This window comes from Bradyrhizobium sp. BRP20 (assembly GCF_020194215.1).
Classification (GTDB): Bacteria; Pseudomonadota; Alphaproteobacteria; order Rhizobiales; family Xanthobacteraceae; genus Bradyrhizobium; species Bradyrhizobium yuanmingense.
In genome coordinates, this window is sequence record NZ_JADYVY010000020.1 from 1 (window position 1) to 26,994 (window position 26,994).

Annotated in this window: 25 protein-coding genes; 9 read left to right on the plus strand and 16 right to left on the minus strand. The window is 64.6% G+C overall.

Annotated elements, in window-relative coordinates:
- The first annotated feature begins 31 nt into the window (after positions 1 to 31).
- Together I6F33_RS31890 and ubiG are read left to right on the plus strand one after the other, a co-directional pair.
- Positions 32 to 499, plus strand: a complete 468-nt coding sequence (locus I6F33_RS31890; protein ID WP_036014717.1) for a PH domain-containing protein — start codon at positions 32 to 34, stop codon at positions 497 to 499.
- A 14-nt stretch (positions 500 to 513) separates the two neighbouring features.
- Positions 514 to 1,281, plus strand: a complete 768-nt coding sequence (gene ubiG / locus I6F33_RS31895) for a bifunctional 2-polyprenyl-6-hydroxyphenol methylase/3-demethylubiquinol 3-O-methyltransferase UbiG (protein WP_036026212.1) — start codon at positions 514 to 516, stop codon at positions 1,279 to 1,281.
- A gap of 93 nt (positions 1,282 to 1,374) precedes the next feature.
- Here ubiG and I6F33_RS31900 read toward each other — a convergent pair whose 3' ends face one another.
- Positions 1,375 to 2,595: a citrate synthase family protein gene (locus tag I6F33_RS31900; protein ID WP_036014714.1), complete on the minus strand. Its 1,221-nt coding sequence runs from the start codon at positions 2,593 to 2,595 to the stop codon at positions 1,375 to 1,377.
- A gap of 76 nt (positions 2,596 to 2,671) precedes the next feature.
- Between I6F33_RS31900 and I6F33_RS31905 the strand changes: the two genes are divergently transcribed.
- Complete coding sequence (locus tag I6F33_RS31905; protein WP_225145181.1) at positions 2,672 to 3,766, plus strand: citrate synthase/methylcitrate synthase; 1,095 nt, start codon at positions 2,672 to 2,674, stop codon at positions 3,764 to 3,766.
- 111 nt (positions 3,767 to 3,877) lie between these two features.
- On the opposite strand, the gene I6F33_RS31910 is transcribed toward I6F33_RS31905, so the two are convergent.
- Positions 3,878 to 4,507, minus strand: a complete 630-nt coding sequence (locus tag I6F33_RS31910; RefSeq protein ID WP_036014711.1) for a J domain-containing protein — start codon at positions 4,505 to 4,507, stop codon at positions 3,878 to 3,880.
- Between the two features lie 127 nt (positions 4,508 to 4,634).
- Between I6F33_RS31910 and I6F33_RS31915 the strand changes: the two genes are divergently transcribed.
- The gene (locus I6F33_RS31915; protein WP_050995968.1) at positions 4,635 to 4,904 is read left to right on the plus strand and encodes a BolA family transcriptional regulator; all 270 of its coding nucleotides are present in this window, start codon (positions 4,635 to 4,637) and stop codon (positions 4,902 to 4,904) included.
- A 200-nt stretch (positions 4,905 to 5,104) separates the two neighbouring features.
- Here I6F33_RS31915 and I6F33_RS31920 read toward each other — a convergent pair whose 3' ends face one another.
- The 3 genes from I6F33_RS31920 to I6F33_RS31930 all read right to left on the minus strand — a co-directional run bounded on the left by I6F33_RS31920 (position 5,105) and on the right by I6F33_RS31930 (position 8,290).
- Complete coding sequence (locus I6F33_RS31920) at positions 5,105 to 6,457, minus strand: hemolysin family protein (RefSeq protein ID WP_036014704.1); 1,353 nt, start codon at positions 6,455 to 6,457, stop codon at positions 5,105 to 5,107.
- Positions 6,458 to 6,524: 67 nt separating this feature from the next.
- Entirely contained in the window at positions 6,525 to 7,667 is a 1,143-nt protein-coding gene (gene aroB / locus I6F33_RS31925) for a 3-dehydroquinate synthase (protein WP_036014703.1), read from the minus strand.
- Positions 7,664 to 8,290 carry a shikimate kinase gene (locus tag I6F33_RS31930; RefSeq protein WP_036042618.1) on the minus strand — a complete coding sequence of 209 codons (627 nt, stop codon included), beginning with the start codon at positions 8,288 to 8,290 and terminating at the stop codon, positions 7,664 to 7,666. The genes aroB and I6F33_RS31930 overlap by 4 nt, the downstream gene beginning before the upstream one ends.
- A gap of 174 nt (positions 8,291 to 8,464) precedes the next feature.
- On the opposite strand from I6F33_RS31930, the gene I6F33_RS31935 reads away from it, so the two are divergent.
- From I6F33_RS31935 to I6F33_RS31950, 4 genes are all read left to right on the plus strand, one after another.
- A complete protein-coding gene (locus I6F33_RS31935; protein WP_036026218.1) occupies positions 8,465 to 8,611 on the plus strand; it encodes a hypothetical protein in 147 nt (48 codons plus the stop codon).
- Between the two features lie 17 nt (positions 8,612 to 8,628).
- Positions 8,629 to 9,585 carry a site-specific tyrosine recombinase XerD gene (gene xerD / locus I6F33_RS31940; RefSeq protein WP_225145182.1) on the plus strand — a complete coding sequence of 319 codons (957 nt, stop codon included), beginning with the start codon at positions 8,629 to 8,631 and terminating at the stop codon, positions 9,583 to 9,585.
- Positions 9,586 to 9,856: 271 nt separating this feature from the next.
- Positions 9,857 to 10,819 (plus strand): acetyl-CoA carboxylase carboxyltransferase subunit alpha, encoded by a 963-nt coding sequence (locus I6F33_RS31945; protein WP_036014693.1) that lies wholly within the window; start codon positions 9,857 to 9,859, stop codon positions 10,817 to 10,819.
- A 490-nt stretch (positions 10,820 to 11,309) separates the two neighbouring features.
- Positions 11,310 to 12,851 (plus strand): murein L,D-transpeptidase family protein, encoded by a 1,542-nt coding sequence (locus I6F33_RS31950; protein ID WP_225145183.1) that lies wholly within the window; start codon positions 11,310 to 11,312, stop codon positions 12,849 to 12,851.
- Between the two features lie 20 nt (positions 12,852 to 12,871).
- Here the strand turns inward: I6F33_RS31950 and ligD are convergent, their stop codons facing one another.
- The 9 genes from ligD to I6F33_RS31995 all read right to left on the minus strand — a co-directional run bounded on the left by ligD (position 12,872) and on the right by I6F33_RS31995 (position 22,428).
- Positions 12,872 to 14,689, minus strand: coding sequence for a DNA ligase D (gene ligD / locus I6F33_RS31955; protein ID WP_225145184.1), 1,818 nt, complete (start codon positions 14,687 to 14,689; stop codon positions 12,872 to 12,874).
- 111 nt (positions 14,690 to 14,800) lie between these two features.
- The gene (locus I6F33_RS31960; RefSeq protein ID WP_036014686.1) at positions 14,801 to 15,496 is read right to left on the minus strand and encodes an ABC transporter ATP-binding protein; all 696 of its coding nucleotides are present in this window, start codon (positions 15,494 to 15,496) and stop codon (positions 14,801 to 14,803) included.
- Entirely contained in the window at positions 15,489 to 16,220 is a 732-nt protein-coding gene (locus tag I6F33_RS31965; protein ID WP_225145185.1) for an ABC transporter ATP-binding protein, read from the minus strand. The genes I6F33_RS31960 and I6F33_RS31965 overlap by 8 nt, the downstream gene beginning before the upstream one ends.
- The gene (locus tag I6F33_RS31970; RefSeq protein ID WP_225145186.1) at positions 16,210 to 17,313 is read right to left on the minus strand and encodes a branched-chain amino acid ABC transporter permease; all 1,104 of its coding nucleotides are present in this window, start codon (positions 17,311 to 17,313) and stop codon (positions 16,210 to 16,212) included. The genes I6F33_RS31965 and I6F33_RS31970 overlap by 11 nt, the downstream gene beginning before the upstream one ends.
- Positions 17,314 to 17,319: 6 nt before the next feature.
- Entirely contained in the window at positions 17,320 to 18,537 is a 1,218-nt protein-coding gene (locus tag I6F33_RS31975) for a substrate-binding protein (protein ID WP_225145187.1), read from the minus strand.
- Between the two features lie 4 nt (positions 18,538 to 18,541).
- Positions 18,542 to 19,399: a branched-chain amino acid ABC transporter permease gene (locus I6F33_RS31980; RefSeq protein ID WP_225145188.1), complete on the minus strand. Its 858-nt coding sequence runs from the start codon at positions 19,397 to 19,399 to the stop codon at positions 18,542 to 18,544.
- A 36-nt stretch (positions 19,400 to 19,435) separates the two neighbouring features.
- Entirely contained in the window at positions 19,436 to 20,950 is a 1,515-nt protein-coding gene (locus tag I6F33_RS31985; RefSeq protein ID WP_036014727.1) for an amidase, read from the minus strand.
- 151 nt (positions 20,951 to 21,101) lie between these two features.
- Complete coding sequence (locus I6F33_RS31990) at positions 21,102 to 22,286, minus strand: substrate-binding domain-containing protein (RefSeq protein ID WP_036026234.1); 1,185 nt, start codon at positions 22,284 to 22,286, stop codon at positions 21,102 to 21,104.
- Complete coding sequence (locus tag I6F33_RS31995; RefSeq protein WP_162131185.1) at positions 22,174 to 22,428, minus strand: hypothetical protein; 255 nt, start codon at positions 22,426 to 22,428, stop codon at positions 22,174 to 22,176. The genes I6F33_RS31990 and I6F33_RS31995 overlap by 113 nt, the downstream gene beginning before the upstream one ends.
- Positions 22,429 to 22,465: 37 nt before the next feature.
- Here I6F33_RS31995 and I6F33_RS32000 point away from each other — a divergent pair, with 37 nt between their 5' ends.
- A complete protein-coding gene (locus tag I6F33_RS32000; RefSeq protein ID WP_025032676.1) occupies positions 22,466 to 22,909 on the plus strand; it encodes a MarR family winged helix-turn-helix transcriptional regulator in 444 nt (147 codons plus the stop codon).
- Positions 22,910 to 22,995: 86 nt separating this feature from the next.
- On the opposite strand, the gene I6F33_RS32005 is transcribed toward I6F33_RS32000, so the two are convergent.
- Together I6F33_RS32005 and secA are read right to left on the minus strand one after the other, a co-directional pair.
- Positions 22,996 to 23,400: a DUF6006 family protein gene (locus I6F33_RS32005; RefSeq protein WP_074448072.1), complete on the minus strand. Its 405-nt coding sequence runs from the start codon at positions 23,398 to 23,400 to the stop codon at positions 22,996 to 22,998.
- Positions 23,401 to 23,877: 477 nt separating this feature from the next.
- A complete protein-coding gene (gene secA / locus I6F33_RS32010; protein ID WP_225145189.1) occupies positions 23,878 to 26,718 on the minus strand; it encodes a preprotein translocase subunit SecA in 2,841 nt (946 codons plus the stop codon).
- Between the last annotated feature and the right edge of the window lie 276 nt (positions 26,719 to 26,994).

Genomic DNA, 26,994 nt, shown 5'->3' on the forward strand with positions numbered 1-26,994 from the left:
AAGAGACAGGGGTAGTGGGTTAAGCTAGATCATGGCGCGTTACATCGACGAGATCCTGCAGCCCGGCGAGCGCGTGCTGTATTCGACCAATGCGCACTGGATCTTCTACTTTCCGGCCATCGTGGCCTGGATCGCGGCGCTGGCCCTGCTCATCCTGTCGCGGCAGGCGACCGTCGACTGGCTCGTTCTGCTTTGCCTCGGGGCCGCGGGTCTCGCGGCTCTGGCGGCCCTGTATTGGACCGTGAAGGGCTGGTTCCATCGTTTCACCACCGAGACCGACGTCACCAACCTCAGGGTCGTGCACAAGACCGGCTTCATCAAGCGCCGAACCTTCGAGATGGCGCTGGACAAGGTCGAGAGCGTCGATGTCGACCAGACCATTCTTGGACGTATTCTCAACTACGGCGACGTGACGATTCGCGGCGTCGGCGAGGGTATCGAGACGATCAAGACCATCGCCTCGCCGCTCGCCTTCCGTAGTTCGATCACCACGCGGTAGGACCGCGCCCAACCATGAGCATGCAGCAAAATACTTCTCTTTCCGCCCAGCTCGGCTCGAGCGTCGACGCCGCCGAGATCGCGAAATTCTCGAAACTCTCGGCGGAATGGTGGGATCCCAAGGGCAAGATGGCGCCGCTGCACCGGATCAACCCGTTGCGGCTCGGCTATATCCGCGACGCCGCCTGCCGCAAGTTCGAGCGCAACGTGCGCAGCCTCAATTGTCTTGGGTCCTTGCGCGTGCTCGACATCGGCTGCGGCGCCGGCCTGCTCTGCGAGCCGCTGTCGCGCCTCGGAGCGCAGGTCATCGGCATCGATCCCTCCGCGAGCAACATCGCGGCGGCGAAGCTGCACGCCGACAAGAGCCATCTGGCGATCGACTATCGCTGCACCACGGTGGAGGAGATCGACCCGCGCGAGCGCTTCGACATCGTGCTGGCGATGGAGGTGGTCGAGCACGTCACCGACGTCGGCATGTTCCTGAAGCGCTGCGCCGCGATGCTGAAGCCGAACGGCCTGATGGTGGTCTCGACGCTGAACCGCAACTGGAAGAGCTTTGCCCTCGCCATCGTCGGTGCCGAATACGTCCTGCGCTGGCTACCGCGCGGCACGCATGAGTGGAACAAGTTCGTCACGCCCGACGAACTGACGAAATACCTGCTCGACAACCGTCTTGTCATCACCGAGCAGACCGGCGTCGTCTACTCGCCCTTCGCCGACAAATGGTCTCTGTCGTCGGATATGGACGTGAACTATATGGTGGTCGCGGAAGCGATGGTGTGAACTGCCCAGGGTGAGTGCGAGCCGTCATTCCAGGAACGCTGTCCTCCTGCGTTCGCAGCGACGACAGCGGAGATTGCCGCACTGACAGAGGTTCTAACCGGCAGCCCCCGCCCTGCGTCCCGGCGCAGGCCCCACATATCTTGCCCTCGGTCTGATCAGCTTGCCGAACTGCAATTGCTCGCTGGCATGCGCGATCCAGCCGACGCTGCGGGCCATCGCGAACAGCGCCAGCTCGCTGCCGGCGGGCAGGCGCAGTGCGTGGACCAGCACGGCGAGCGCGTAGTCGATATTGACGAACTCGCCGGTGGCTTCCGCGATCCGCTCTGGCACTTCCCTGGTGAATTTGCGCGGCGCGCCGGAGCGCGACAGCGCGTTCAGCAGCGACTGCGCGCGGGGGTCGCCGTGCTTGTAGACGCCGTGGCCAAAGCCGGCAAAGCGTTCACCGAGGGCGACACGCTCGCGCACGACAGGCTCGACGTCGCGGTCGACCAGCGTCTTGACGAGCTGTGAGGCCAGGACGCCGGCGCCGCCATGCTTCGGCCCTTTCAACGCGGCGAGCCCGGCGATGACGGAGTCATAAAGGTTGAGGCCGGTCGAGGCAGCGCAGCGCGCGGTGAAGGTCGACGCGTTCAGCTCGTGATCGGCGAGCAGTACCAGCGCGCGGCGGATCAGGTCGGGCGCGTGCTTGTTGTCCGCCGCCCAGGCGCGCGCGACCTGCTGATGCAGCGGCTCGGCCGAGGCGTCCGCATTGAGCATGGTCGCAACCAGCAGGCGGACGATGCGCGCGCCGACCATAGCGCGGCCATCGGGTGCCCGGGTGAAGGCGCGGGGATCGACGCTGGCGGCCAGTGCGAGCACGGCGATGGCGCGGTCGATCGGTGCGGCCCGGCGCGCGGCCTTCGCGATCACGCGCATTTCCTCGGAGAGTTCCGGTTGATTGTCGGGGGCAAACGGATCGACGTCGGCGACATCCCACAGCAGCGTCGCGGCGTGCTCCAGCGTGTCACTCTCGGAAAGATCGACGCAATTGACGCCGCGATAGATGGCGCCCTCCTCGGTGATGGTCGAGATCTCCGTGTCCATCACCGGCAGATCGGCATCGAAGCTGCGCAGGCCGCGTGGCTCCGGCGACGGCACACGGCGCTCCTTCAGCGCCCGAACGTCCTCGGCGCGATAGCGGTTCTTTCGCGAGTCCGGCGTCGGCTCGGAGCGGATCAGGCCGCGGCTGACATAGGCGTAGAGGGTGGCCGGAGAGATCGCGAGCTCGGCGGCGGCTTCCCGAGCGGAGAGGTACAGCCCATCAGAATTTTTCATATTGATTTATGTAATCAAGATTGATCAATGTGTCGAGAGGCCTGACCTTGTTCTCCGTGAACAGGAGATTTGGGTCATGAACATCCACCTCACCAAAAGCCAGATCGGGCTGGACGGCGTTCCCGCGGCCGAGACCGTGCTGAGCCATGTCGACGGCGAGCGCGGCGAGCTCATCATCGCCGGGGAGCACGTCGGGCGGCTCGCCGCCATCTCGAGCTTCGAAGGCGTTACCGCCCGGCTCTGGAATGGCGCCAGCAAGACCACCCTCACCGAAGCCAATGTGCGCTCAAACCTGGGCGTGGCGCGCGAGCGCGCCTTCGCGCGGCTGCCGGACCTGCTGCCGGCGACGCGCGGCATGGGCATCATCGACGGGTTTCGTGCCGCCGTCGCCGGACTTCGCGCCGAGCACGGGCTGGAGCACGAGGCGACGATCGTCGGCGCGTTTCCGGTGATCGCGGGCGCGCTGGTCCGGCGCGCCAAGGGGCTCGAGCCGGTCGCGCCCGATCCCACCGTGAGCCATGCCGCCGACACGCTGCGCATGTTGCACGGCCGTTCGCCTGCAACGCGCGAGGTCACGGCGCTCGACGCCTATCTCGTCACCGCCAGCGACCACGGCATGAACGCATCGACCTTCGCCGCGCGCGTGGTGGCCTCGACGCAGGCCGACCTGTTCGCGGCCGTCACCGCCGGCTATTGCGCGCTGACCGGTCCGCTGCATGGCGGCGCGCCGGAGCCGGTGCTGGAAATGCTGGACGCGATCGGCTCGCGCGAGCGCATAGAACCCTGGGTCGATGCTGCGCTGGCGCGCGGCGAGCGCATGATGGGTTTCGGTCACCGCGTCTATCGCGTCCGCGATCCGCGCGCCGACGTGCTCAAGACCGCGGTCGAGGCGCTTGCGTCCAATGGCACCGATTTGCCGTTTGCCGGCGAGGTCGAGGCCTATATCCGCAGCGCCTTGCGCAAGAAGAATCCGGAGCGGCCGCTGGAGACGAACGTCGAGTTCTTCACCGCGATCCTGCTCGATGCGCTGGCGATTCCGCGGCAGGCGTTCACGCCGATCTTCGCGATCGCGCGCAGCGCGGGCTGGACCGCGCATGCCCGCGAGCAGCAGCGGACGGGGCGTCTGATCAGGCCGAGCTCGTCCTATGTCGGGGCGATGCCGGAGGGGTAGGGAATGTGTAGTCCGGATGGAGCGAAGCGTAATCCGGGAAAGTCGCCATTGGGAGAGAAAGGTCCCGGATTACGCTTGCGCTCCATCCGGGCTACGAAGCTGGGGAAGGCCTTACGCCTCGCGCACGACCGTCTTCAGATAGTTGTAGGCCTTGATGATCTCGATCAGGCGGTCTTCGGTCGAGCGGTCGCCGCCATTGGCGTCGGGGTGGTGCTGCTTCACCAGCGCCTTGTACTTGGTCTTGACGTCGGCAAGCGTCGCGCTGGGGCCGAGGCCCATGACCTGAAGCGCCTTGCGCTCGGCGTTCATCACTTTGCGCGTCTCGGCCTTGGGCTCCGCTTCGGGGCCCTTGCGCCAGCTGGCGCGGCCGTTGATCTCGCTGAACATGCTGAAAGGATCGGCCGCCATGTCGATCTCTTCCGCGCCCTTCTTGCCGCCATTGGCGCCCATCTTCCAGGTCGGACGGTGACCGGTCAGCGCATCCTTCTGATAGCGCGCGACGGCTTCGGCATTCATGCCGGAAAAGAAATTGTAGTTCTGGTTGTACTCGCGCACGTGGTCGAGGCAGAAGTGCCAGTACTCGCGCTGGTTCTCGCGGCCCTTCGGCGCCCGGTGCGAGCCCTTGTTGGCGCAGCCCGCCCATTCGCAATTGACCGCGGTGTCGCGCGGCTTCACTTCCGGCTGCTTGCCCCGCGGCTTCACGCGGATGGAGTCGAAGAATTTTGATGAATCGATCGGCATGGCTGACTTTGACTACGCAATGCAAAAACCTTCAAGTCTTGACATTGCAATTCGCTGAGCACCCGGTCGCGACGAGCTTGGACGTCCGGGTATTGACGGGATGCGAGCGCGCACCTTAATGGCACACATGGCTATGAAAGACACTATCAGCAACAAGTTGCAGGAAGCTTTCACGCCGGAAAGCCTGCAAGTCGTCGACGAGTCACATTTGCATGAGGGCCACGCCGGCCACCGAGCAGGCGGCGAGACGCACTTCCGTGTGTATATCGTGTCTGCCGCCTTCAAAGGGAAGAGCCGGATCGACCGTCATCGCATGATAAATTCAGCGCTCGCCGCGGAACTCGCCGGCAGCGTGCACGCGCTGGCGATCAATGCGCAGGCGCCGGGGGAAGGTTGAATTCTCTGACCCTGCCCTGGAGGGGGAGGGTCGATCGCGCGCAGCGCGAGCGGGGTGGGGTGATCTCTCCACTCGGGTACTGTTGGATGTGGGAAGACCGTCACCCCACCCCGCTACGCATTGCGCTGCTCTTCATGCGTAGCGACCCACGGGCGAGCTACGCTCGTCCCGGACCCCTCCAGGGGAGGGTAAGGGAAAAATTAGAACGACGTCCCGGCCCGTCTCGGCTTTGCCTCTTCGAGCTCGGCCTCGCGCGTCACCGGTGAAATACGGAGCGCGGTGATGCGGTTGCGCTCGCGGCGGAGGACGCGGAAGCGGAAACCGTGGAAGGTGAAGCTCTGGCCGCGGTCGGGGATCGAGCGCGCCTCGTGAATGACGAGACCGGCGACCGTGGTTGCCTCTTCATCGGGCAGATGCCAGTCCATGGCGCGGTTGAGGTCGCGGATCGGCACCGACCCGTCGACCACGACGGAGCCGTCCGGCTGACGGCGCACGCCGGCGACCACCACGTCATGCTCGTCGGAGATGTCGCCGACGATCTCCTCCAGAATGTCTTCCAGCGTCACGAGGCCTTCGACCTCACCATACTCGTCGACGACGAGTGCGAAATGGGTCTTGCGGCGGCGGAACGCCTTGAGCTGCTGGGATATCGGCCGCATCTCCGGCACGAACCAGGGCGGCAGCATGATGGTGGTGACGTCGATGCGCGACGTGTCGCCCTCCGATGCGCGGATCGCGCGCAACAGATCCTTGGCGTGCAGAATGCCGATGATGTTCTCCGACTTGTCCCGCCACAGCGGAATGCGGGTGTATTCGGTGGCCAGCACCTCCCGCACCAGCTCCTCCGGCGGCAGGTCGGCGTTGATCATCACCATGGCCGTGCGGTGGACCATCACGTCAGACACCGTCAGCTCGCCGAGACGGAAGACGTTGTGAATGTACTCGGCCTCGCCGCTCTCGATCTTGCCGTGCACGGCCGATTCCTCGACCAGGCCCTCGATCTCCGAATCCGTCAGGATTTCGTGTTGCGAGAACTCCTGCACCCCCATCAGACGGAGGATCGCGCTCGACGCCGTGTTGAGGCACCAGCTCAGCGGGTAGAACAGGAGGTAGGAAAAATGCAGCGGATAGGCAATCCACTGCGACACTGGCATCGGCTCCCTGATCGCAAGCGTCTTCGGCACCTGCTCGCCGATGACGATGTGCAGCGAAGAGAAGACCAGAAAACCCGCCACGAACGAGGTGAAGTGCAGCGTGGCCTCCGACATTCCGAGCGGGCTGAGGACGGGGCTCAGCAGCGCAGACACCGTCGGCTCACCGATCCAGCCGAGACCGAGCGAGGCCATGGTGATGCCGAGCTGGCAGCAGGCGAGATAGGATTCGATGTTCCCCATCATCGTCTGCAGCAGGCGCGCGCCGAAGCGGTTCTGCTCGACCATGGCCTTGACGCGGAAGCCGCGGCTCTTCACCAGCGCAAATTCCGCCGCCACGTAAAACGCGTTGGCGGCGAGCAGGAGGGCCGCAAGCAGCAGATTGATCGAGATCGAACTCATGTTTGCCTCGCGACCGCCCCGGCGTTCCTCGCCGTTTCGCGCGCGGCCGATCTGAACGGTCCCGTTATCACTGCGCGAGCTTCTCTTTCAGGAAGTCGCGCACCGGCGCCGGCTCGACGTCCTTTGCGATCACCGCGCGGCCCACGGCCTCCAGTAGGATGAAGGTGAGCTTGCCGCGCTTGACCTTCTTGTCCTGCGCCATCAGCGCCATCAGCGCGTCGGCATCGGCGAGCCCTTCCTGCGCAAAGCCGGCGATGTCCTGCAGGCGCGTCGGCAGGCCTGCCTCGATCAGGTGGCGCTCGATGCGCGCCGCCTCACGCTCGCCGATCATGCCGAGCTTCGCGGAGAACTGCGCTGCCAGCGTCATGCCGATGGCGACGCCCTCGCCGTGGAACAGGCGGTCGGAGAAGCCGGTCACAGCCTCCAGCGCGTGGCCGAAGGTGTGGCCGAGATTGAGCAGCGCGCGCTCGCCGGTCTCGCGCTCGTCGCGCGCGACGATTGCGGCCTTGGCCCGGCAGGAGGTCGCGATCGCATGCTCGCGGGCCGATCCGCCCCTCGAGATGTCGGCATGGTTCTTCTCCAGCCAGCTGAAGAAGGCCTCGTCGCCAAGCACGCCGTATTTGGCGACCTCGGCATAGCCGGCCCGGAACTGGCGCGGCGACAGCGTGTCGAGCACGGCGGTGTCGGCGATGACGAGCACCGGCTGGTGGAAGGCCCCGAGCAGATTCTTGCCCTGCGGCGAGTTGATGCCGGTCTTGCCGCCGACGCTGGAATCGACCTGCGCGAGAAGCGAGGTCGGCACCTGCACGAAATCGACGCCGCGGCGCAGGATCGCCGCGGCAAAGCCGGCGAGATCGCCGACCACGCCGCCGCCGAGCGCGATGACGAGATCGTTGCGCTCGATCTTCGCTGCGATCAGGGCCTCGCTGACCTTTTCGAGCCCGGCATAGGTTTTCGAGATCTCGCCTTCCTCGACGACGATGCGCGAGGTCGGAATACCGCTGGCTGCGAGCGACGCCTCAGTGGGCTCGAGCCAGTATTTCGCGACGGTGCGGTCGGTCACGATGGCCGTGCGCACGCCGGGACGCAGAGCGGCGACACGCTCGCCGAGCGAGGCCAGCACGCCGCGGCCGATGACGATGTCATAGGCGCGGTCACCGAGTGCGACGTCGACCTTGATGGGATCGGAATGTTTCAACGGCGCAGTCATCTTGACGCACTCGCAATGTCGGCAGGCGGTTGGGCTGGCTCTCCGCCGCAGAGACGGGCGTGCAGCGCCTCGATGCATTCCTCGACGATTCTGTCGTGCGGCACGTCGCGCGAGGCGATGGTGAGGTCGGCATTGGCATAGATCGGCTCGCGCTGGGCGAGAAGGCGCGTCACGGTTCCTTCGGGATCGGCGGTCTGAAGCAGCGGACGGTCGGCACGGCGCCGCACGCGGCGCATGATGACGTCATGGTCCGCCCTCAGCCAGATCGAGATGGCCTTCGCCGCGATGCGTGCGCGCGTCTCCTCGCGCATGAAAGCGCCGCCACCGGTCGCCAGCACGATCGGCCCGCCCTCGAGCAGCCGCGCGATCACACGGGCCTCGCCGTCGCGGAAATAGGGCTCGCCATGGGCCGCAAAGATCTCCGGGATGGTCATGCCGGCATGGGCCACCTCGATTTCGGTGTCGGCATCGATGAAGGGCAGCCTGAGCCGGGCCGCGAGGCGGCGGCCGATGGTGGATTTGCCCACCCCCATCATGCCGACGAGCACGATCGAGCGCGCCCCGAGCGCCGACAGGATGTCGGCCTCGGGCGAAGCAGGAAGCGGCAACGCGGCGTCGGACATCGTCTCGCTCGACTGGATCTCGCTCGAACTGCCGCCAGATGCGGCATGGCTTTGGCCACCTATACGACCCCATGGGGGCCCTCGCCAGAGGACTCTTGCCACGAAACGGCGAACATGTTGGATGATTTCATTGGTTAATTTGGCTGCCGCGCCCCGACCCGAGACCCCAGAACGATGCCGAGCCTGTTCCGCTTCCTGACGGTCGTCGCCGTGATCGGCGGCATCGTCTATGGCGTGGTCTTCGCGCTGGCGAACTTCGTCAACCCGAAGCCGCGGGAAATGACGGTGACGATCCCGCCGGACAAGTTTCTCAAGAAATAGGAGCTAGCCTCCCGGGCATGCCCGCCAAACCCTCAGACACCAGGCTCATCGGCCTGTTCCTCGACATGCTCGCCGCGGAACAGGGCGCCGGCCCCAACACGCTCGATGCCTACCGCCGTGACCTCAGCGATTTCTCGGAATTTCTGGGCCGCGTCGGCCATACATTCGTGGATGCCGAGACCCAGACGCTGCGCGACTACCTTGCCGATCTCGACACCCGCGGCTTCAAATCCACCAGTGTGGCCCGCCGGCTGTCCGCGATGCGGCACCTCTACCGTTTCCTGCTGAACGAGCGCATCCGCGGTGACGATCCCGCCGCGATCCTGTCAGGTCCGAAGCGCGGCCGCGGCCTGCCGAAAGTGTTGTCGATCGCCGACGTCGACCGCATGCTCCGCCGCGCCAGGGAATTGAGCGAGGCGGAAGATGCCTCGCGGTCGAAACGGCTGCGTGCCTTGCGGCTCTATTGCCTGCTCGAGGTGCTCTACGCCACGGGCCTGCGCGTCTCCGAGCTGGTGGCGCTGCCGCGCTCGGCGGCCAAGCGCGACGCCCGCATGATCGTGGTGCGCGGCAAGGGCAACAAGGAACGGCTGGTACCGCTCAACGACGCCTCGCGGCAGGCGATGGCGGACTATCTCGCCGCCACGGAAGCGGCAAAGGCCGACAGGAAGAACAGCGTGGCCGCGTCGAAATGGCTGTTCCCCTCGTTCGGCGAGAGCGGACATCTGACGCGCCAGCATTTTGCCCGCGACCTCAAGGAGCTCGCGGTTGCGTCCGGCTTGCAGGCCCGCCTGGTCTCCCCGCACGTGCTGCGCCACGCCTTTGCCAGCCATCTGCTGCACAACGGCGCGGACCTGCGCATCGTGCAGACCCTGCTCGGTCACACCGACATCTCGACCACCCAGATCTATACCCATGTGGTCGAGGAGCGGCTGAAGAGCTTGGTGCGCGACCTGCACCCGCTGGCGGAGAAGTAGTTGCTGCTGGTAGCCCGGATGGAGCGACGCGTAATCCGGGGCCGCCTCCTCGCGGCCAGACCTTCCCGGATTGCGCTGCGCTCCATCCGGGCTACGGGTAAAGGGTGAAACCGCCTTGACTTCGGCCACATCTCCGCGGAAAGAGCCGGGGTCTCACGGCTGATTTGGCCGACTGCACCAGCACACAAGCCAAACCATTGAAGACGCTACACTTCTTTCCGCCGCCCCAACTTGCTTCGCTTCTCGCGCCCCGTCCCCCTATATTGAGTTGATGCTAGACCAGATGCGCAGCTATCTCGACTTCGAAAAGCCCGTCGCCGAGCTCGACTCCAAGGTCGACGAATTGCGCGCGCTCGCCGCCACCGGCACCGACATCAGCGACGAGGTCGGGCGGATCGAGGACAAGGCGGCGCAGGCGCTGGCCGACCTCTATGCGAACCTGACGCCGTGGCAGAAGACGCTTGTGGCGCGGCATCCGCAGCGGCCGCATTTCAACGACTTCATCAAGGGCCTGATCACCGAATTCACCCCGCTCGCCGGCGACCGCAAGTTCGGCGAGGACGAGGCGCTGGTCGCCGGCTTCGGCCGCTTCCGCGGTGAGCCGATCTGCGTGATGGGCCAGGAAAAGGGCGATTCCACCGAGAGCCGCATCCGGCACAATTTCGGCATGGCGCGGCCGGAAGGGTATCGCAAATGCGTGCGGCTGATGGAGATGGCCGAGCGGTTCGGCCTGCCGGTGCTGTCGCTCGCCGATTCGGCCGGCGCCTATCCCGGCATCGGCGCCGAGGAGCGCGGCCAGGCGGAAGCCATCGCGCGCTCGACCGATGCGTGCCTGGCGCTGACCGTGCCCAACGTCGCGATCATCACCGGCGAGGGCATGTCGGGCGGCGCCATCGCCATCACCACCGCCAACAAGGTCCTGATGCTCGAGCACGCGATCTACAGCGTGATCTCGCCGGAGGCGGCGTCCTCGATCCTCTGGCGCGACGGCACCAAGGCGCAGGAAGCCGCCAACAACATGAAGATCACCGCCCAGGATATGCTCCGCTTCGGCGTGATCGACGCCATCCTGAAGGAGCCGGTCGGCGGCGCCCACCGCGACCCCGCCGCCATGATCGCCACCACGGGCGAGGCCATCGCCAAGGCGTTCGACGAGCTCCGGAACTTTGATGGGGATGCCATCCGCAAGCAGCGGCGGCAGAAATTCCTCGATATCGGCCGCAAACTGGGCTGATTCGCCTCGATTCCGCTCTCGTAGGGTGGGCAAAGCGAAGCGTGCCCACCAATCCCGGCTGTACGAACGGCTCGTGGGCACGGCGCTTCGCGCCTTTGCCCACCCTACCAGGCCTTTCGAGCAGCCCCCGGTAACCCCGCCTTAACCCTTTTTTTGCCCAAATCGGCGATCTGAGTCCCCTCGGCCCGAAAGCCCAAGTTCCGTCCCAAGTCGCGTCCATTTAGTCTTCGTTGACCATGCCACTGGGCCAACGCCCTCGTGATCCCCGCTCGGGTTGCGACCACATGACCCAGAGGTTAGAATTTTAATCAATGGCTTCAGGGCATAAGCGCTGGAGCGGGGTCTGACCGGGCCCGTCTCGGCGGGTCGGTTTACCGGTCGGATTGCGCTTCGGAATAATTGGGGTTCGCGCTTCAATGCCCGGCACGGTGTGGGGTCCATCTTGATTTCTCGTTCGCTTGCTCGCGCGCTCTTGGTTTCGGTTGCGCTGATGACGGCCGGCGGTCTGCTCGCCGGCTGCAACACCGATCAGGTCTCGCTTGCGACCAACGCCAAGGCCAATCAGCCGGTGCCGCCGAAGCTGATCGCCGCGATGGCTGAGAAGGACATGGACCTGCAATCGCCGATCCTGGTCCGCCTGTTCAAGCAGGAGGCCGAGCTCGAGGTCTGGAAGCAGACCCGCTCGGGCCAGTTCGCGCTGCTCAAGACCTATCCGATCTGCCGCTGGTCGGGCGATCTCGGCCCCAAGGTGCGCGAAGGCGACCGCCAGGCGCCGGAGGGATTCTACTCGATCAATCCGAGCCAGATGAATCCGCAATCGTCCTATTACCTCTCGTTCAACACCGGCTACCCGAACGCGTTCGACAAGGCGCTGGGCCGCACCGGCTCGCAGCTGATGGTGCATGGCGATTGTTCGTCGCGCGGCTGCTACGCGATGACGGACGAGCAGATCGCGGAGATTTATTCGCTCGGCCGCGAGTCCTTCTTCGGCGGCCAGAAGGCGTTCCAGCTGCAGGCCTATCCGTTCAAGATGACGCCGGTGAACATGGCCAGGCACCGGAACAATCCGAACATGCCGTTCTGGAAGATGATCAAAGAAGGCTATGATCATTTCGAGGTGACGCGGCAGGAGCCGAAGGTCGATTTCTGCGAGAAGAGATACGTGTTCGACGCCGCCAAGCCGGCGGACGCCAAGCGCGATCTGGTGTTCGACGCCTCTGCCAGATGTCCGGCCTATGTGATCCCCGAAGAGATCGCCAGCGCGGTCCGCGAGAAGCAGGCCAAGGACGAAACCGAATACGCAAGGCTCGTCGCCAAGGGCACGCCGGTGGCGCGGATGAACACCGGCATTGACGGCGGCATGCACAAGGTGTTCGCCGCCAAGATTCCAGAAGGCTCGACCGGCCTGTCCGAGAGCGCCGAAGGCACCACGCTGCAGATGCTGGCCATGGCGAAGGCGCCGGGCACGATCCCCGGCCACGTCAATCCGCCGAAGCCGAACCTCGACGCTGTGGCAAGCGCGCCGGCGCCGCGGGAAGAGCCGGTGGTCGCCGTCAGCGCGCCTGCCGCGAGCACCCGCGTTGCCGCGGCGGCGCCTGCTGCGAAATCTGAAAGCGGCGGCTTCTTCTCCAATCTCGGCCGCAAGATGGGGCTCGGCACCGCCGACACCACCGTGACCGCGACCGCGACGCCTGCGCCGCAAGCCACCGCGTCCGTGGCCCCGGCCGCCCAGACGTCCACGACGCCGGCCACGGCCGCCTCGCGACTCAAGGCCGCCGTGACCCGCTTCGTGCCGGGACATGACAAGTCCAAGGATTCAGTCAAGGAGGCGGCGAAGGATACGCCGAAGCCGGCCGTAGCAGCCGCCAAGCCGGCCGAGCCGCCGAAGCCCGACACCCGCCTTGCCGCAACGCGTCCGGCGCTGAAGCCATCGGTGAGCGAAGGCGCGGGCGACAGCACCCCGATGATATCAGGCGCCGCGCCGGTGGTGCAGTCGAACTCGTTCGACAGCCGCTTCTCGGCGGTGAAGTAGGCTAGCGCCCGAGCGCGCAATTATCGCTCTTTCCTCCGCACCGCACGGTAGGGACTGTGAATCGTGAACGCGTCGGGCACTATGCCGCTTTCGATCCGCTTCCATGTCACCTGTGCAGCAATGGGAAAGTTCTCGCGTGCCCGCGGCGAGAAGGTGCCGATCGCGGTGGTGCCGCGGCCGTTGCGCAAATAGTCGAGAAAAATGCGGCCGCTGCGCCTGGCCTGGGCCGAGAGGACGTAGCGGTCCGGCCGACGCAATGCGAAATCGGCCACGAGGCTGCGCGCCACGCGATGCGCCTGATCGTGCAGCATTGCCACCTCAAGCGGTGCCGTCAGATGAATGCCCTTGCCACCGGTCAGCTTGGGCCAGGTCGCAAACCCCTCACGGCTCATCAGCGCGCGAAGCTCCAGAGCGGTCTCGATCACAGCATGCCATTCGACGCCCTCGCCGGGATCAAGGTCGATCACGATGCGATCGGCGTGCTCGAAATCCTCAACAGTCGAATTCCAGGGATGCAATTCGACTGCGCCGATCTCGACGAGTCCCAGGAAACCGTCAAGGCTGTCCACCCAAAGCCGCGTGCCTTCGCCGCCTTCGCGCTTTCGGATGCGTAGCTGGTGCACCGCTTGCGGAATGTCCTTCGGCAGCGGCCCCTTGTGATAGAACGTCGTGCCGTGCACGTGCCGCACCAGCTTGAGCGGGCGATGTCCTAGATGCAGCAGCGCCTTCTTCCAGACACGCGCCCAGTAATGCGCGAGCTCTTGCTTGGAGGGCACGATCGCATCGGGCAGCAGCTGCAGGATATTCTCTTTGGGAACGCCGAGCTTCGGCCGTCTGACCGATGAAGGCACCAACCGGGGCGCCCTGACCTTCCGCGGCGCAAGATCGTCGCGCAGGCCCTTGAATACGGCTTCACGCAGCAGGCCATCGTCGGTCAGGGCGCCATATTCCACCTCGGCATTCACCACGGGCTCAACCCATGTAGCCTTGGGCTTCTTTACCGGCAGATCGAGCGGAGAATCGCGCCGGATCAGTGGGTCAAGCCGTTCACGCAATTCACGCGCGGTCGCCTCGGTGTATCCGGTGCGGACCTTGCCGGCATAAAGCAGGCGCCCATCCTCGTGATGCCCGACGTAAAGCGAAGCCACCTTGCGCGGGTACGCGCCCAGCTTTTCGACGAATGCGACGATCGGAAACGTCTCGCTCTTCTTACATTTCAGCTTGAGCCAGGCTTCCTGCCGTCCGGAGCGATAAGGTGCGTCCGCGCGCTTGGCGAGCAGCCCTTCGAGGCCAAGCCTGCAAGCATGGCGAAGGATTTGCTCGCCGTCGGCTTCGACGTGCTCGACGTAGATGAAAGTCTCGGGCGCTTCTTTCAGGAGCCGCTGCAGCAGCTGCTTGCGCTCGACAAAGCCGACGCCGCGCAAATCGTATCCGTCAAGATACAATAGATCGAACGCGTGATAGCGAATGCGGCGGCTCTGCTTGGCGCCGAGCTCGCGCCGCAGCTGCTGGAAGTCCGGCCGGCCATTACTGCCGTAGACAACGGCCTCGCCATCAATGATCGCACTCCCGGCTCTGAGCATTCGCGCGCCGGCTGCAATTGACGAGAACTGCTCGGTCCAATCGTATCCGGCGCGCGAATAGACCGTCGCCGCGCCCGCCTGCAGGTGAAGTTGCGCGCGATAGCCGTCGGCTTTTATCTCGAACACCCAGCCGCTGCCTTGCGGCGGGTTCTCGCGTAGCGTGGGATCGCATGGCACGATGTATGATGGAATCGGAATCTTCCGCGCGCCGGCTAGGCGCGATAGTCCCGACTGACGCAACGCAACGGCACACATGCGGGATTCAACGCGGCCCGACAGATTCGTTCCGATCTGAAATAAAATCGATGGAATGCCGCGAAGCTCTTGAACAACCCGAATATTTCGCAGTGCGAGGGGCGCCGCGCGCTAAGGCGCCAGATACCGCATCAGCTCCGGACTGCCTTTCACCTCGCCGGCGTCGCCCTGCAGCGCGACGCGGCCGCGGTCGAGCACATAGGCGTAGTCGGCGACTCGCAAAGCGAGGTCGAGGTGCTGCTCGACGATGATGACGGCGATGCTCTTGGCAAGCTCGATCAGGCGCTCGGTGATCTCCTCGATGACGCCGATCCAGACGCCCTCGGTGGGCTCATCCAGCAGCAGCAGTTTTGGATCCCCGAGCATGGCGCGGCCGATCGCGAGCATCTTGCGCTCGCCGCCGGAAAGCGTGCCGGCGGGCTGGTCGAGGCGCTGGCCGAGCTTTGGGAAGATCGCCAGCACGCGGTCGATGGCGGAGGAATCCTTCTTAGCCAGCGAGCCGACGGCGAGATTGTCGCGCACCGACAGGCGCGCGAACACCGAATGCTCCTGCGGCACGTAGCCGATGCCGGCGCGGACGCGCTCCTGGGTGGCGCGGCGACTGATGTCGCGGCCATCGAAGGCGACCTCGCCCTTCCATGCCGGCAGCTCGCCGACGATGGTCTTCATCAGCGTGGTCTTGCCGGCGCCGTTGCGGCCGAGCACGGCAACACCGCCGCGCCAGGGAATGCCGAGGCTGACGTCGAACAGGACCTGGCTGCGGCCGTAGCCGGCGTCGAGATGCTTGATGTCCAAAAATTCAGGCACGGCGCAGATAGATCTCCTGGACGGATGTGTTGGCCTGGATCTCGGACACCGTGCCTGTTGCCAGCACCTTGCCCTGGTCGAGCACGGTGAGGCGATCGCAGATGTCGCGAATGAAATCGAGGTCGTGCTCGACGATGACCAGCGAGCAATGTTTTTTGATCGGCTGCAGCAGCTCGCCGGTGACGCGGCGCTCTTCCAGGCTCATGCCGCCGGTGGGCTCGTCGAGCAATAGGAGCTTCGGCTTGCCGGCGAGCGCCATCGCGATCTCCAGCCATTGCTGCTGGCCGTGCGACAGCGCAGCGGCCGCATCGAAGGCGCGGTCGGCGAGACGGAACTGCGTCAGCATGGACATGACCTGGTCGTGCAACGCACCGCGCGTGCGCGAGAACACGAGGTCGAACAGCGAGGACTGCGCCTGCAGCGCGAGCAGGATGTTGTCGTAGAGCGTGAGCGACGGCAGCACGGATGTGATCTGGAATTTCAGGCTCATGCCGGCGCGCGCACGTTCGGTCGGCGTGAACGCGGTGATGTCGGTGTTGACGAAGGATACCTTGCCTTGCGTCGGCACCTCGGCCCCGGCGATGCATTTCATCAGCGTGCTCTTGCCGGAGCCGTTCGGGCCGATCAGGCCGTGGAACTCGTTCTCGCCGACGCTGAGGGCTGCGCCGTCGAGCGCGGTGAGCTTGCCGAAGACCTTCTTGATGCCGGCAGCCTCAAGGAGCATTGCGCGACTCCTTGGATTTGGCACCGAAGCTGCCGACCCGCTCGCGTTCGCCGAGCACGAAGCTGATCAGGCCGAGCGGCCGGAACAGGATCACGAGCAGGAGAAGCAGGCCGAGGATGATCGGCCAGATATCGCGGTAATTGTCCGAGAGCCAGAAGCTGACGCCCTCCACGATGACAGCGCCGATGACGGCGCCGATCAGCGTGCCGGAGCCGCCGAACAGCACATAGAGCACGACCTGGGTCGAAACCACGACGCCGACCATGTTGGGCCAGACGAAACCCTCGTGGAAGGCATAGAGGCTGCCGGCAAGGCCTGCGACGGCGCCGCCGATGGTGAAGATGATCGCCTTCAGGTGCTGCGCCTTGTAGCCGAAGAAGGCGATGCGCTGCTCGTTCTCGCGGAGGCCCGCGAGCGCCAGACCGAATTGCGAGCGCACCAGGAAGCGGCACAGCAGATAGACCACGACGAGGATGCCGAGCACGAGATAGTAGAACGCCGGGCCTTCCGTGAAGTCGTATGACCCCAGCGACATCGGCGCGATCGAGGGAATGCCGTTCTGGCCGCCGAGATAATACCAGCCGCGCGCGAGACGATCGGCGGCGTAGGAGCCGGTGAGCGTGCCGAGCGAGACGAAGATCACGCTGGAGGGATGCCGTCCCAACAGCAGGAAGCCGCCGAGCAGCAGCGCGAAGGTGAGGCCGATCAACGTTCCCGCCGGCAGCACCAGGAAGATGTTGGTGACGTTCAGGTCACGCGCGAGCAGCGCGACGCCGTAGCCGGCGGAGCCGAAGAACAGGGCCTGGCCAAAGCTCATGATGCCGGCATAGCCCCAGACCAGGTCGAACGACAGTGCAAACAGCGCCAGGATGATGACGCGCGTCGCGAACACCGTGAGATAGTCCTGCAGCACCAGCGGCGCGAGCAGCGCCGCGAGGAGCACGAGGCCCTCGACGATCGGCAGGATCTTTCGTCCTGCCTTGGCCCGGTCATTGGCCCGTTCCGCCGCTGCGCCTTCAGCCATCGCACCGTCCGCTTCGTCGTCCGCGTCGGCGGCGATGGCCTCTCTTACCACACTCATCGGCTTCAGCATTCCGTCTCAGCATTCCTTGGGATCGACGAGGCCGTTGCTGCGCCCGACGATCTCGTAGTTTCCGCTCTTGGCGACGGCGGTGTACATCTTCATCTTGCAATGCCGCTTGCCCGGCACCATCTCGGCAGGTCCGCCGGGACCTTCGGCGATCTTGGCGTGGTCGAGCGCGGCGGCCACGGACTCGCGGTCGATCTTGCCGGCCTCCTTGACCGCGGCCTCCCACAGCTTGAGGCCGCGATAGGTGCCGGTGGCGGCGCTGCCGGCGGCGAACAGGAAGTTGCCCGGGAAATCCTTCTCGTAAGCCGCCTGGATCTTGGCGTCGAACGGGTTCTCCTTGGTCAGCACCTTGAAATAGTCGAGGCAGCTCGCAAGGCCCTCGATTTCGGCGGCCTGGTTGATGTTGAGCGTGTTTTCGTCATAGTAGACGCAGGCGAGCCGGCCGCCGTTCTTGAGGAAGCCCGCTTCATAGAGTTGCTTGAAGAACGGACCGACGCCGGGCGGGATGACGGTGTTGAAGACGACGTCGACCTTGTTGGAGATGATGCGGTTGACGGTCGCGGAGAAGTCGACCTGGTCGAGCGGGTAGTACTCCTCGAACACGACCTCGCCGCCATTCGATTCGATCACCTTGCGGGCATAGACGTTGAGCGTGTGCGGCCAGACGTAGTTGGCGCTGGGCAGCGCGAACTTCTTGCCGCCGTTCTTGATCAGCCAGGGGATGAACTCGTCGCATTGCTGCGCCGGCGTCGGGCCGGTGCAGAACAAATAGGGCGTGCACTCCTTGCCCTCGTAGAGCTGCGGATAGATGTAGAGGGTCTTGCCGCGCGCCACGATCGGGTCCTTGATCGCGTTGCGCATCGAGGAGGTGATGCCGCCGAGGACCATGTCGACCTTATCGCGCTGGATCAGCTTGCGCACGTTGCCGACGGCGACCGATTCGTTGGATGCGGTATCCTCGATGTAGAGCTCGAGCGGACGGCCGAGCAGGCCGCCGGCTCCGTTGATCTCCTTGATGACCATTTTCGCGACGTTGGCGTCGGCGTTGCCGGCATAGGCGATCGGGCCGGTGAGGTCGGTGGCGATGCCGACCTTGATCGGCGCCTCGGCCGCATTGGCCCAGGGCGCCGGAATCACCCAGCTGCCGACGCCGGTTGCGACCGCGCCGGATGCAAAGGCGAAATTGGACAGGAAACGACGTCGCGTGAGCTGAGTACGATCGAGCATGTGATTAAACCCCTTTTCCAGCGATGAGACCTTGCGGACGGAATTTGATGAAGACGATGGCGAGCACGAAGACGAGCACGTCGGCGACGACGGGTGCCATTACCCAGGGCAGCGCCGCGCTCAGCGTGCCGATGACGCCGGCGCCCGCGACCGGGCCGATGAAGGAGCCGACCCCGCCGACCATGACCGCGACAAAACCCTGGATCAGGAAGCGCAGGCCGAGATCGGCAAACAGGCTGAACACCGGCACGATCAGCGCGCCGGCAAGGCCGGCGAGTGCAGCGCCAAAGGCAAAGGTGGCGCCGTAGATCAGCGGCGTCGAGATGCCTGACGCACGCGCCAGCGACGGGTTCTCCAACGTCGCCCGCACGCGCAGGCCGAAGCTGGTGCGCGACAGCAAGAGATAGCAGAGGCCCATCACCAGCAGCGTGATGACGATGATGGTGAAGCGCCACGCCGAGATATGCATGGCGCCGATGTCGATCGATCCGCCGACCGGCTCCGGCACGGTGAGATAGAAGCCGCCGATCAGCCCGCGAACGGCTTCGCGGATGATCAGGCCGAGCGCATAGGTGCCGAGCATGGCAACGATCGGCGCGGCGTAGAATCGCCGGATGATCAGCGCCTCCAGCACGAAGCCGAGCGCACCGACGACGAAAGGCGCTGCAACCATGCCCGCCCAGATCGGCAGGCCCTTGGCATAAGCGAGATAGGTGATGTAGGCGCCGAGCAGGACGAACTCGCCCTGCGCGAAGTTGAAGATGCCCATCATGCTGGCGATGATCCCGAGCCCCAGCACGATCAGGACGATGATCGCGCCGAAGCTCAGGATCTCGAACGCCGCGACGAACGCGTTAGCCATGCGTTGCGTTTCCGCCGAGTTGAAGCAAAGGTTTCCTCACATCTTCTTCCAGTCGCCGATCTGCTCGAAGGCATGGGCGGCGCGGTAGATGGTGGATTCCTCGAACATGCGGCCGACCAGCATCAGGCCGACGGGCAGGCCGTCGACCATGCCGCAGGGCAGCGACATCGCCGGATGGTGGGTGATGTCGAACGGCGCGGTGTTGGAGATCATCTCGAGCGCGCGGGCGACATATTCCTCGCGGCTGGCATTGGGCTCCGGCAGCTTGGTCGCCTTCATCGGCGTCGTCGGCATCAGGAGCAGGTCGTAATCCCCAAACGCCTTGTCGTAGGCCGCGGTCAGCCGGCGCGAGATGTTGAGGGCCTTGCCGTAGAAGCGAGGGCCGAAATTGTTGTTGATGTAGGTGCCGAGCATCATGAACAGCTTCGTGGTCTCGGACAGCGAATCGGCCTGCCGACGCCAGCCGCGATGGAAATCCATCAGCGAGGTCGAATAGAGATCGCCGCGGCTGAGGCCGTAGCCGTCGCCGAACATCATGGTCTGGGTCAGGCCTTCCGTGCCGATCGGCGTCCAGATCGCCCCGCCCATCAGGTGCATCGGGATCGAGACGGTCTCGACCGTGGCGCCGAGATCCCTAAAGCGCTTTGCGGCCTCGCGCACGCTTTCATTCACCGCAGACTCGGCGGTCGGCTGTTCGAAACCCTCCTTGACGATGCCGATCTTCATGCCCTTGACGCCCTGGCCTAGCGCCTTGGTGTATTCCTCGACCTTCGGAGCCTTGATGCGCGGATCGTAGCCGTCGTCCCCGGCGAGCACCTCGAGCAGCAGCGCATTGTCTTCGACCGTTGCCGTCATCGGACCGGTGTGATCGACATAGATCTCGATCGGCATGATGCCGGTGTAGGGGACGAGGCCCCAGGTCGGCTTCATGCCGTAGATGCCGCAGAACGACGACGGCATGCGGATCGAGCCGCCCTGGTCGCCGCCAATGGCCATGTCGACCTCGCCGAGCGCGACCACGACGCCCGATCCCGACGACGAGCCGCCGGCCGAGTAGCCCATCTTGTGCGGATTATGCACCGGCCCGTAGGAGCCGGTGTGGCTGCCGCCGGACAGGCAGAAATGCTCGCAATGCACCTTGCCCTTGATCTCGGCGCCGGCATCCAGCATGCGCGTGACGATGGTGGCGTCGAAATCGGGCACATAGCCTTCCAAGGTCGACGAGCCGTTGGTCATGGGCACGCCGGCCAGCATGATGTTGTCCTTCAGCGCGATGGTCTTGCCCTTGAGCTTGCCGCTGGCGGCGCCCTTCACTGTCGACTTGCGATACCAGGCATTGCGCGGGTTCTCCTCCGCCGAGGGCCGATAGCCCGGCGTGCGCGGATATTTCACTTCGGGCAATTCGTCCGGCATCGCGGCAACGAGATTGTAGGCTTCGATCGAGCCCTGCATGAGACCGCGGAACGAGGCGACGTCGTCATCGGTGAGCGAAAGACCGCATTGCTCGGCGACACTGCGAAGTTGGGCTGGCGTGGGAAGGGCAACTGTCACGGCGCTCTCCTTGAAGTTCTTTGCAACGTTGGGCGTGGCCGCCCCGGCGCGACGCACGCACCCGCGGCCTCGCCGAAACATTCAAAACGGAAATATTTTCCGTTTCAAGTATTATTTTGCAAATGCGCCGGCCGGTCTAGCCGCGAGGCGGTCAGAGCGGCTTGATCAGCTTGAAATCGAGACCGTCGGCCTCGGCGAGATGCATCGGCATCCGCACGTGCCCGTTGCAGACGGTAACCCGACCGCGGGCGCCGCTGTAGACGATGTTGCGGCCGGCCGCGAGCAGCGGCCGCATCGCCAGCGAACCAGCCTTGTTCGCAACGGCTTCGAGGAAGCGCAGGCCTTCGTAACTCGATTGCCCCACCGAGCCGATCGGCGGCGCATTCGGCCCGAACATCGCGTGATAACGGCTCTGGAAGTCGTCATTGGCGCGCGCGCCGGTGCCGGTGAAGTAGCCGGAAGCGCAGAACATGTTCTCGCTGTTGTCGGCGCCGATGCCGAGTAGCACGGTATCGTCCATCGCGCCCGCGAGCCGCAGCGTCGTGGCGCCTAGCCCACATTCGCCGAAGGCCCGGTTGAAGGTGATGCTGTCGGTACCGATCAGCGAGATCAACACGACATCGGGCTTGGCGGCGCGGATCCGCGCCAGATGCGGCCCGTGATTGTCTTCGCCGAGCGGGACGAACTCTTCGCCGACGACGCGGCCGCCGGTTTCCTTGATGTAGTTCTTCACCGCGCGATGCGATTGCCAGGGCCAAACGTAGTCGCTGCCGATCAGGTACCAGCGTTTGGCCTTCTTGACGTCCGCGAGCCAATGGATGGCGGGGCGGCTCTGCCAGCGCGGCGTCTCGCCGATCGCCATCACGCCGGGCGTGCGCTCGCCGCCCTCGTAGACCGGCGTGTAGATATAGGGAATGCGGTGGCGTGTGGTGACGTCGCGGAGGCCCACGCGAACCGCGCTGGTGTGCAATCCGACGATCAGATCGACCTCGTCGAATGCGATTGCCTGCTCGGCGCGGTCCAGAACCTCATCCAGCGGCCCGCCGGCATCGTAGATCGACAGCTCGAGCTCGCGGCCGAGAATGCCGCCGCGCTTGTTGATCTCGGCGACGGCAAGCTGCGCGCTGTTCGTGGCACACGGGCCCCACACGCCAGGCGAGCCGGTGCAGCAGATGAAGCCGCCGACGCGCAGCTTGTTGACGCCGCGGCGCTTGAACAAGGCGTCACCGTGCGGCGACAAGGCACCGCCAGCTGCCGAAGACGACAGATTCCTGAACAGCAAGGACGGCGGTAACGCCGAGCCGCCGTGAGCCGGGAAGTTCACCGTCGCGCGCACGCCAACTCCTGTCTGAGGCCAGACCTGAAAGCACATTGAGCAGGCGGCCGCGGCTTCCGCCCTTTTGTTGGGCAATGATCTTATTTTGAAAATATTGAATATTCAAGAATTGAAGTGCATATAGATGCAGCATCGATTGCAAGACATTCACTCATTTGGGTCAAGGCGAAGTCTCAGCCGTGGCAAAACCGCCGAAACAAAATTCCCCAATCACCGAACACCTCGCTTACCTGCTCGCGCAAGCCAACCGGGAAATCAACCGGCAGCTCGAACTGAGGTTGAGCAAGGAGGGCGTGCCGGTCGAGCAATGGCGCATCCTGAAAGTGCTGTCGGACGGCGAGGGCCATTCGATGGGCGAGCTCGCGGACGCCGTGCTGCTCAACCATCCGACGCTCACGAAGATGATCGACCGCATGGTCTCCGACACGCTGGTCTACCGCGTGCAGGACCCGAACGACCGCCGCAAGGTGCTGATGTTCATCTCCGACCGCGGCAAGGTGCTGTGCAAGAAGCTCAACTCGCTCGCGGTCGACCAGGAGGAGCACATCCTGGAGAGCTACGGCGACAAGTCGACGAGCGAGCTCAAGCGGCTGCTGGAGAGCTTGATCGACAGCTCGAATTAGACCTCGTGAAGTGGAGCGTGGCGCCTTGCGAAGCGCACACACACATCTGCCGTTTCAATGCATAGCCAGAGGAAAGCACTCGCGCATCATCGCCAGCACGAGAGGCGATAGCGTTGGCCATTCCATGTCGTCCAGCCCACGGCCTTGTTGCTGACCGGCTTGGCTAGATACCATTTGTTGCCGTCGGCATGGTTGAAGTACACGCCGCCCTGGGTTCCGGTGCGTGGATTTGTCAACTTCACCCATCGCGAGCCATTATCTGAGAAGCGGCCTGACCAGCGTGCTCCCGAAGTGCTGGTGCAAGTGTTGCCGTTGCAGGTTGTCTGACTGTCATCGACGGCGGCCCATTTCATCCGGGCCGGGCGGCCGTCGATGTTGCACGACCATGTTCCGCCCCACCATCCGCCCACTTGGCTCGCAGGGGCGGAACCGCAGGCGTAAAAACTCAGGGCAAGGACACAAAAGGCGGTTGGCAGCGCGCGTTTGGACATTGTCTGGCTCCCAATTTTCAGGCCACGTCTCGTGATTCAATCAAACCACGGATTGAGCTCTGTAGCGGTGATCCAGATCACAATGAGCAGTGGTAAAAAATTGGATGGTCTACCCGAGGGCGTTCGCCGAGACGCGATGCCGCGCTTTGACCATTGGCTCTCCGGGTGAAGAGTTCTTCAGCGACGCAGCCGCGCGAGCGAGTGGCCGCCGGCCATCTGCAGAAGCAGCAGCACTCCGGAGTGATCACAGGAACAGGCGCTGAGGCGGGTTGCCAGATGACTGAAGCGTGCTCAGCCGCGCGTGACGGATAAAGGACCGTCTGACAATTGTGCGCCAGCCATCCTCAATGGCGTGCGCCTACCATTCGTTATGCAACGGAAGACCAGCAGGCATCATATGGATCGAAAGCATTCGACGCCTGGCGAACTCGTGGGCCAAGACAACACCGCGAGTTCGCTGGGTTTTGAGGTCATCGATCAAGCATACCGCCCGTGGCAGTGCTTGTACTTCTTGCCACTACCGCACGGGCAGTCCTCGTTGCGGCCGACCTTGCCCCAGCTCGTCGGGTTCTTCGGGTCGCGCAACGCCGCGTCGGTGGATTGGGCGCCGAGGGTGACGCTGGCGAGAGCCATCTCGTCCTCGCCGGTGTTCGGATCGAACTTGTGCGCCTCCATCGGCGGCAGGACGGGGGCCTCCTGCTCCGGCGGGACGATCTCGACGCGCATCAGCTGCGCCGTGACGGCCTCGCGCAAGTGAGCGCTCATCTCCTGGAAGAGATTGAAGGCTTCGGTCTTGTACTCCTGCAACGGATCGCGCTGGCCGTAGCCGCGCAGACCGATGACCTGGCGCAGATGGTCGAGCATGATCAGGTGCTCGCGCCAGAGATGGTCGAGCGTCTGCAAGAGGATGGTCTTCTCGACGTAACGCATCACGTCGGGACCCCATTGCGCGACCTTGGCCGCCATGTGTTCGTCGGCCTTGGTCTCGATGCGAGTCAGCAGCTCCTCGTCGGCGATGCCCTCTTCCTTGGCCCATTCGTCGACCGGCAGGTCGAGATCGAGCACGCGCTTCAATTCGTCCTTGAGCCCGGCGACGTCCCACTGCTCGGCATAGGCATGCTCGGGCACGTGCTTGGCGACGAGGTCGTCGATGAAGGCGTGGCGCATGTCGGCGACGGTCTCGGCGACGCTCTCGTCCTTCATCAGCTCGACGCGCTGGTCGAAGATCACCTTGCGCTGGTCGTTCTGGACGTTGTCGAACTTGAGCAGGTTCTTGCGGATGTCGAAGTTGCGCGCCTCGACCTTCTGCTGCGCCTTCTCCAGCGCCTTGTTGATCCAGGGATGGATGATGGCCTCGCCCTCTTGCAGGCCGAGACGCTGCAGCATGCTGTCGAGACGGTCCGAGCCGAAGATGCGCATCAGGTCGTCTTCCAGCGACAGGAAGAACTTCGAGCGGCCGGGATCGCCCTGACGGCCGGAACGGCCGCGCAGCTGGTTGTCGATGCGGCGGGATTCGTGGCGCTCGGAGCCGATGATGTAGAGGCCGCCGGGCTTCTTCACGGTCTTGGCAGGCTTGCTTCCCTTGGCCGGCTCGACCTCGACGGTCTCCTCGGCCTTCAGCACGATGTCGCGGAAGTGCTCGATATCGGCCTTGATCTGCTCGATCTTCTTGGCCTTCTCGGCCTCGTCGGTGATATCAGCAGTCTCCTGCTGGATGCGCATCTCCAGCGAGCCGCCGAGCTTGATGTCGGTGCCGCGGCCGGCCATGTTAGTGGCGATCGTGATCGCGCCCGGCACGCCGGCTTCGGCGACGATGTAGGCTTCCTGCTCGTGGAAGCGCGCGTTCAGCACCGCGAACAGTTTCGCCGGCTTGCCGGCGCGGGCGGCGGCATAGAGCTTGTCGAGCGCGCCCTCCTTGCCGAAATCGATCTGCTTGTAGCCGTTCTTCTTGAGGAATTCGGCGAGCACCTCCGACTTCTCGATCGAGGCGGTACCGACCAGCACCGGCTGCAGGCGCGCATTGGCGCGCTCGATCTCGGCGAGGATGGCCTGATATTTTTCCTTCTGGGTCCGATAGACCTCGTCGTCCTCGTCGAGGCGCGCGATCGACAGATTGGTCGGGATCTCCACGACCTCGAGCTTGTAGATGTCGAACAATTCGTCCGCTTCGGTCGCGGCGGTGCCGGTCATGCCCGCCAGCTTCTCGTACATGCGGAAGTAGTTCTGGAAGGTGATCGAGGCCAGCGTCTGGTTCTCGGGCTGGACCTGGACGTGCTCCTTGGCTTCCAGCGCCTGATGCAGGCCTTCCGAATAGCGGCGGCCCGGCATCATGCGGCCGGTGAACTCGTCGATGATGACGACTTCGCCGTCGCGGACGATGTAGTCCTTGTCGCGCGTGAACAGCGTGTGAGCGCGCAGGGCCTGGTTGATGTGGTGCACGACGGAGACGTTCTCGACGTCGTAGAGCGACTCGCCCTTGAGCTGGCCGGCATCGCGCAGCAGCGTCTCGATCTTCTCCATGCCGCCTTCGGTCAGCGTCACCGTGCGCTGCTTCTCGTCGACCTCGTAGTCGGTCTTGTCGAGCCTCGGCAGGAAGCCGTCGATGGTGTTGTAGAAGTCGGAGCGGTCGTCGAGCGGGCCGGAGATGATCAGCGGCGTGCGCGCTTCGTCGATCAGAATGGAGTCGACCTCGTCGACGATGGCGAAGAAGTGCGGCCGCTGGACCATGTCCTCGAGCCGGTACTTCATGTTGTCGCGGAGATAGTCGAAGCCGTATTCGTTGTTGGTGCCGTAGGTGATGTCGCAGGCATAGGCCGCCTTGCGCTCGGCATCGTCGAGGCCGTGCACGATCACGCCGGTGGTCATGCCGAGGAAGCCGTAGATCTGGCCCATCCAGCCGGAGTCGCGGCGGGCGAGGTAGTCGTTGACCGTGACGACGTGGACGCCTTTGCCGGCGAGCGCGTTCAGATACACCGCAAGCGTCGCGACCAGCGTCTTGCCTTCGCCGGTCTTCATCTCGGCGATGTCGCCCTCGTGCAGCACCATGCCGCCAATCAGCTGGACGTCGAAATGGCGCTGGCCGAGCGTGCGCTTGGCGGCCTCGCGCACGGTGGCGAAGGCCGGGACGAGGAGATCGTCCAGCGTCTTGCCGTTCGCGAGCTGCTGCTTGAATTCCGCGGTGCGGGCCTTGAGCGCCTCGTCGGAGAGCTTGGCGAGCTCAGGCTCCAGCGCATTGATCGCGTTGACGCGGGACTGATATCCCTTCACCCGCCGGTCGTTGGCGGAGCCGAAAAACTTGCGGGCGAGCGCGCCGATCATGCCAGGTTCCTGTGTTCGCGATTCAACCGCGTTGGGCCTAAGAAGTTGTCACCCGCCCGCCTATCAACTCACCGTGACGCTTCGCGGCGTCAGAGCCCGGACTGCGGGGGACATCCGCCATATGGGTGGGAATTGGGCAAGTCTGGGTTCAACGGCCAAAAACGCAGCAAAATAAACGCCATCGCCATGGTCGCGACCGCGCAGAGATATGGCCCGGTCGGGGCCTTGTCAACGGCGGGCGCAGTGCGGCTAATTCATCATTTTGACAGACTTTTC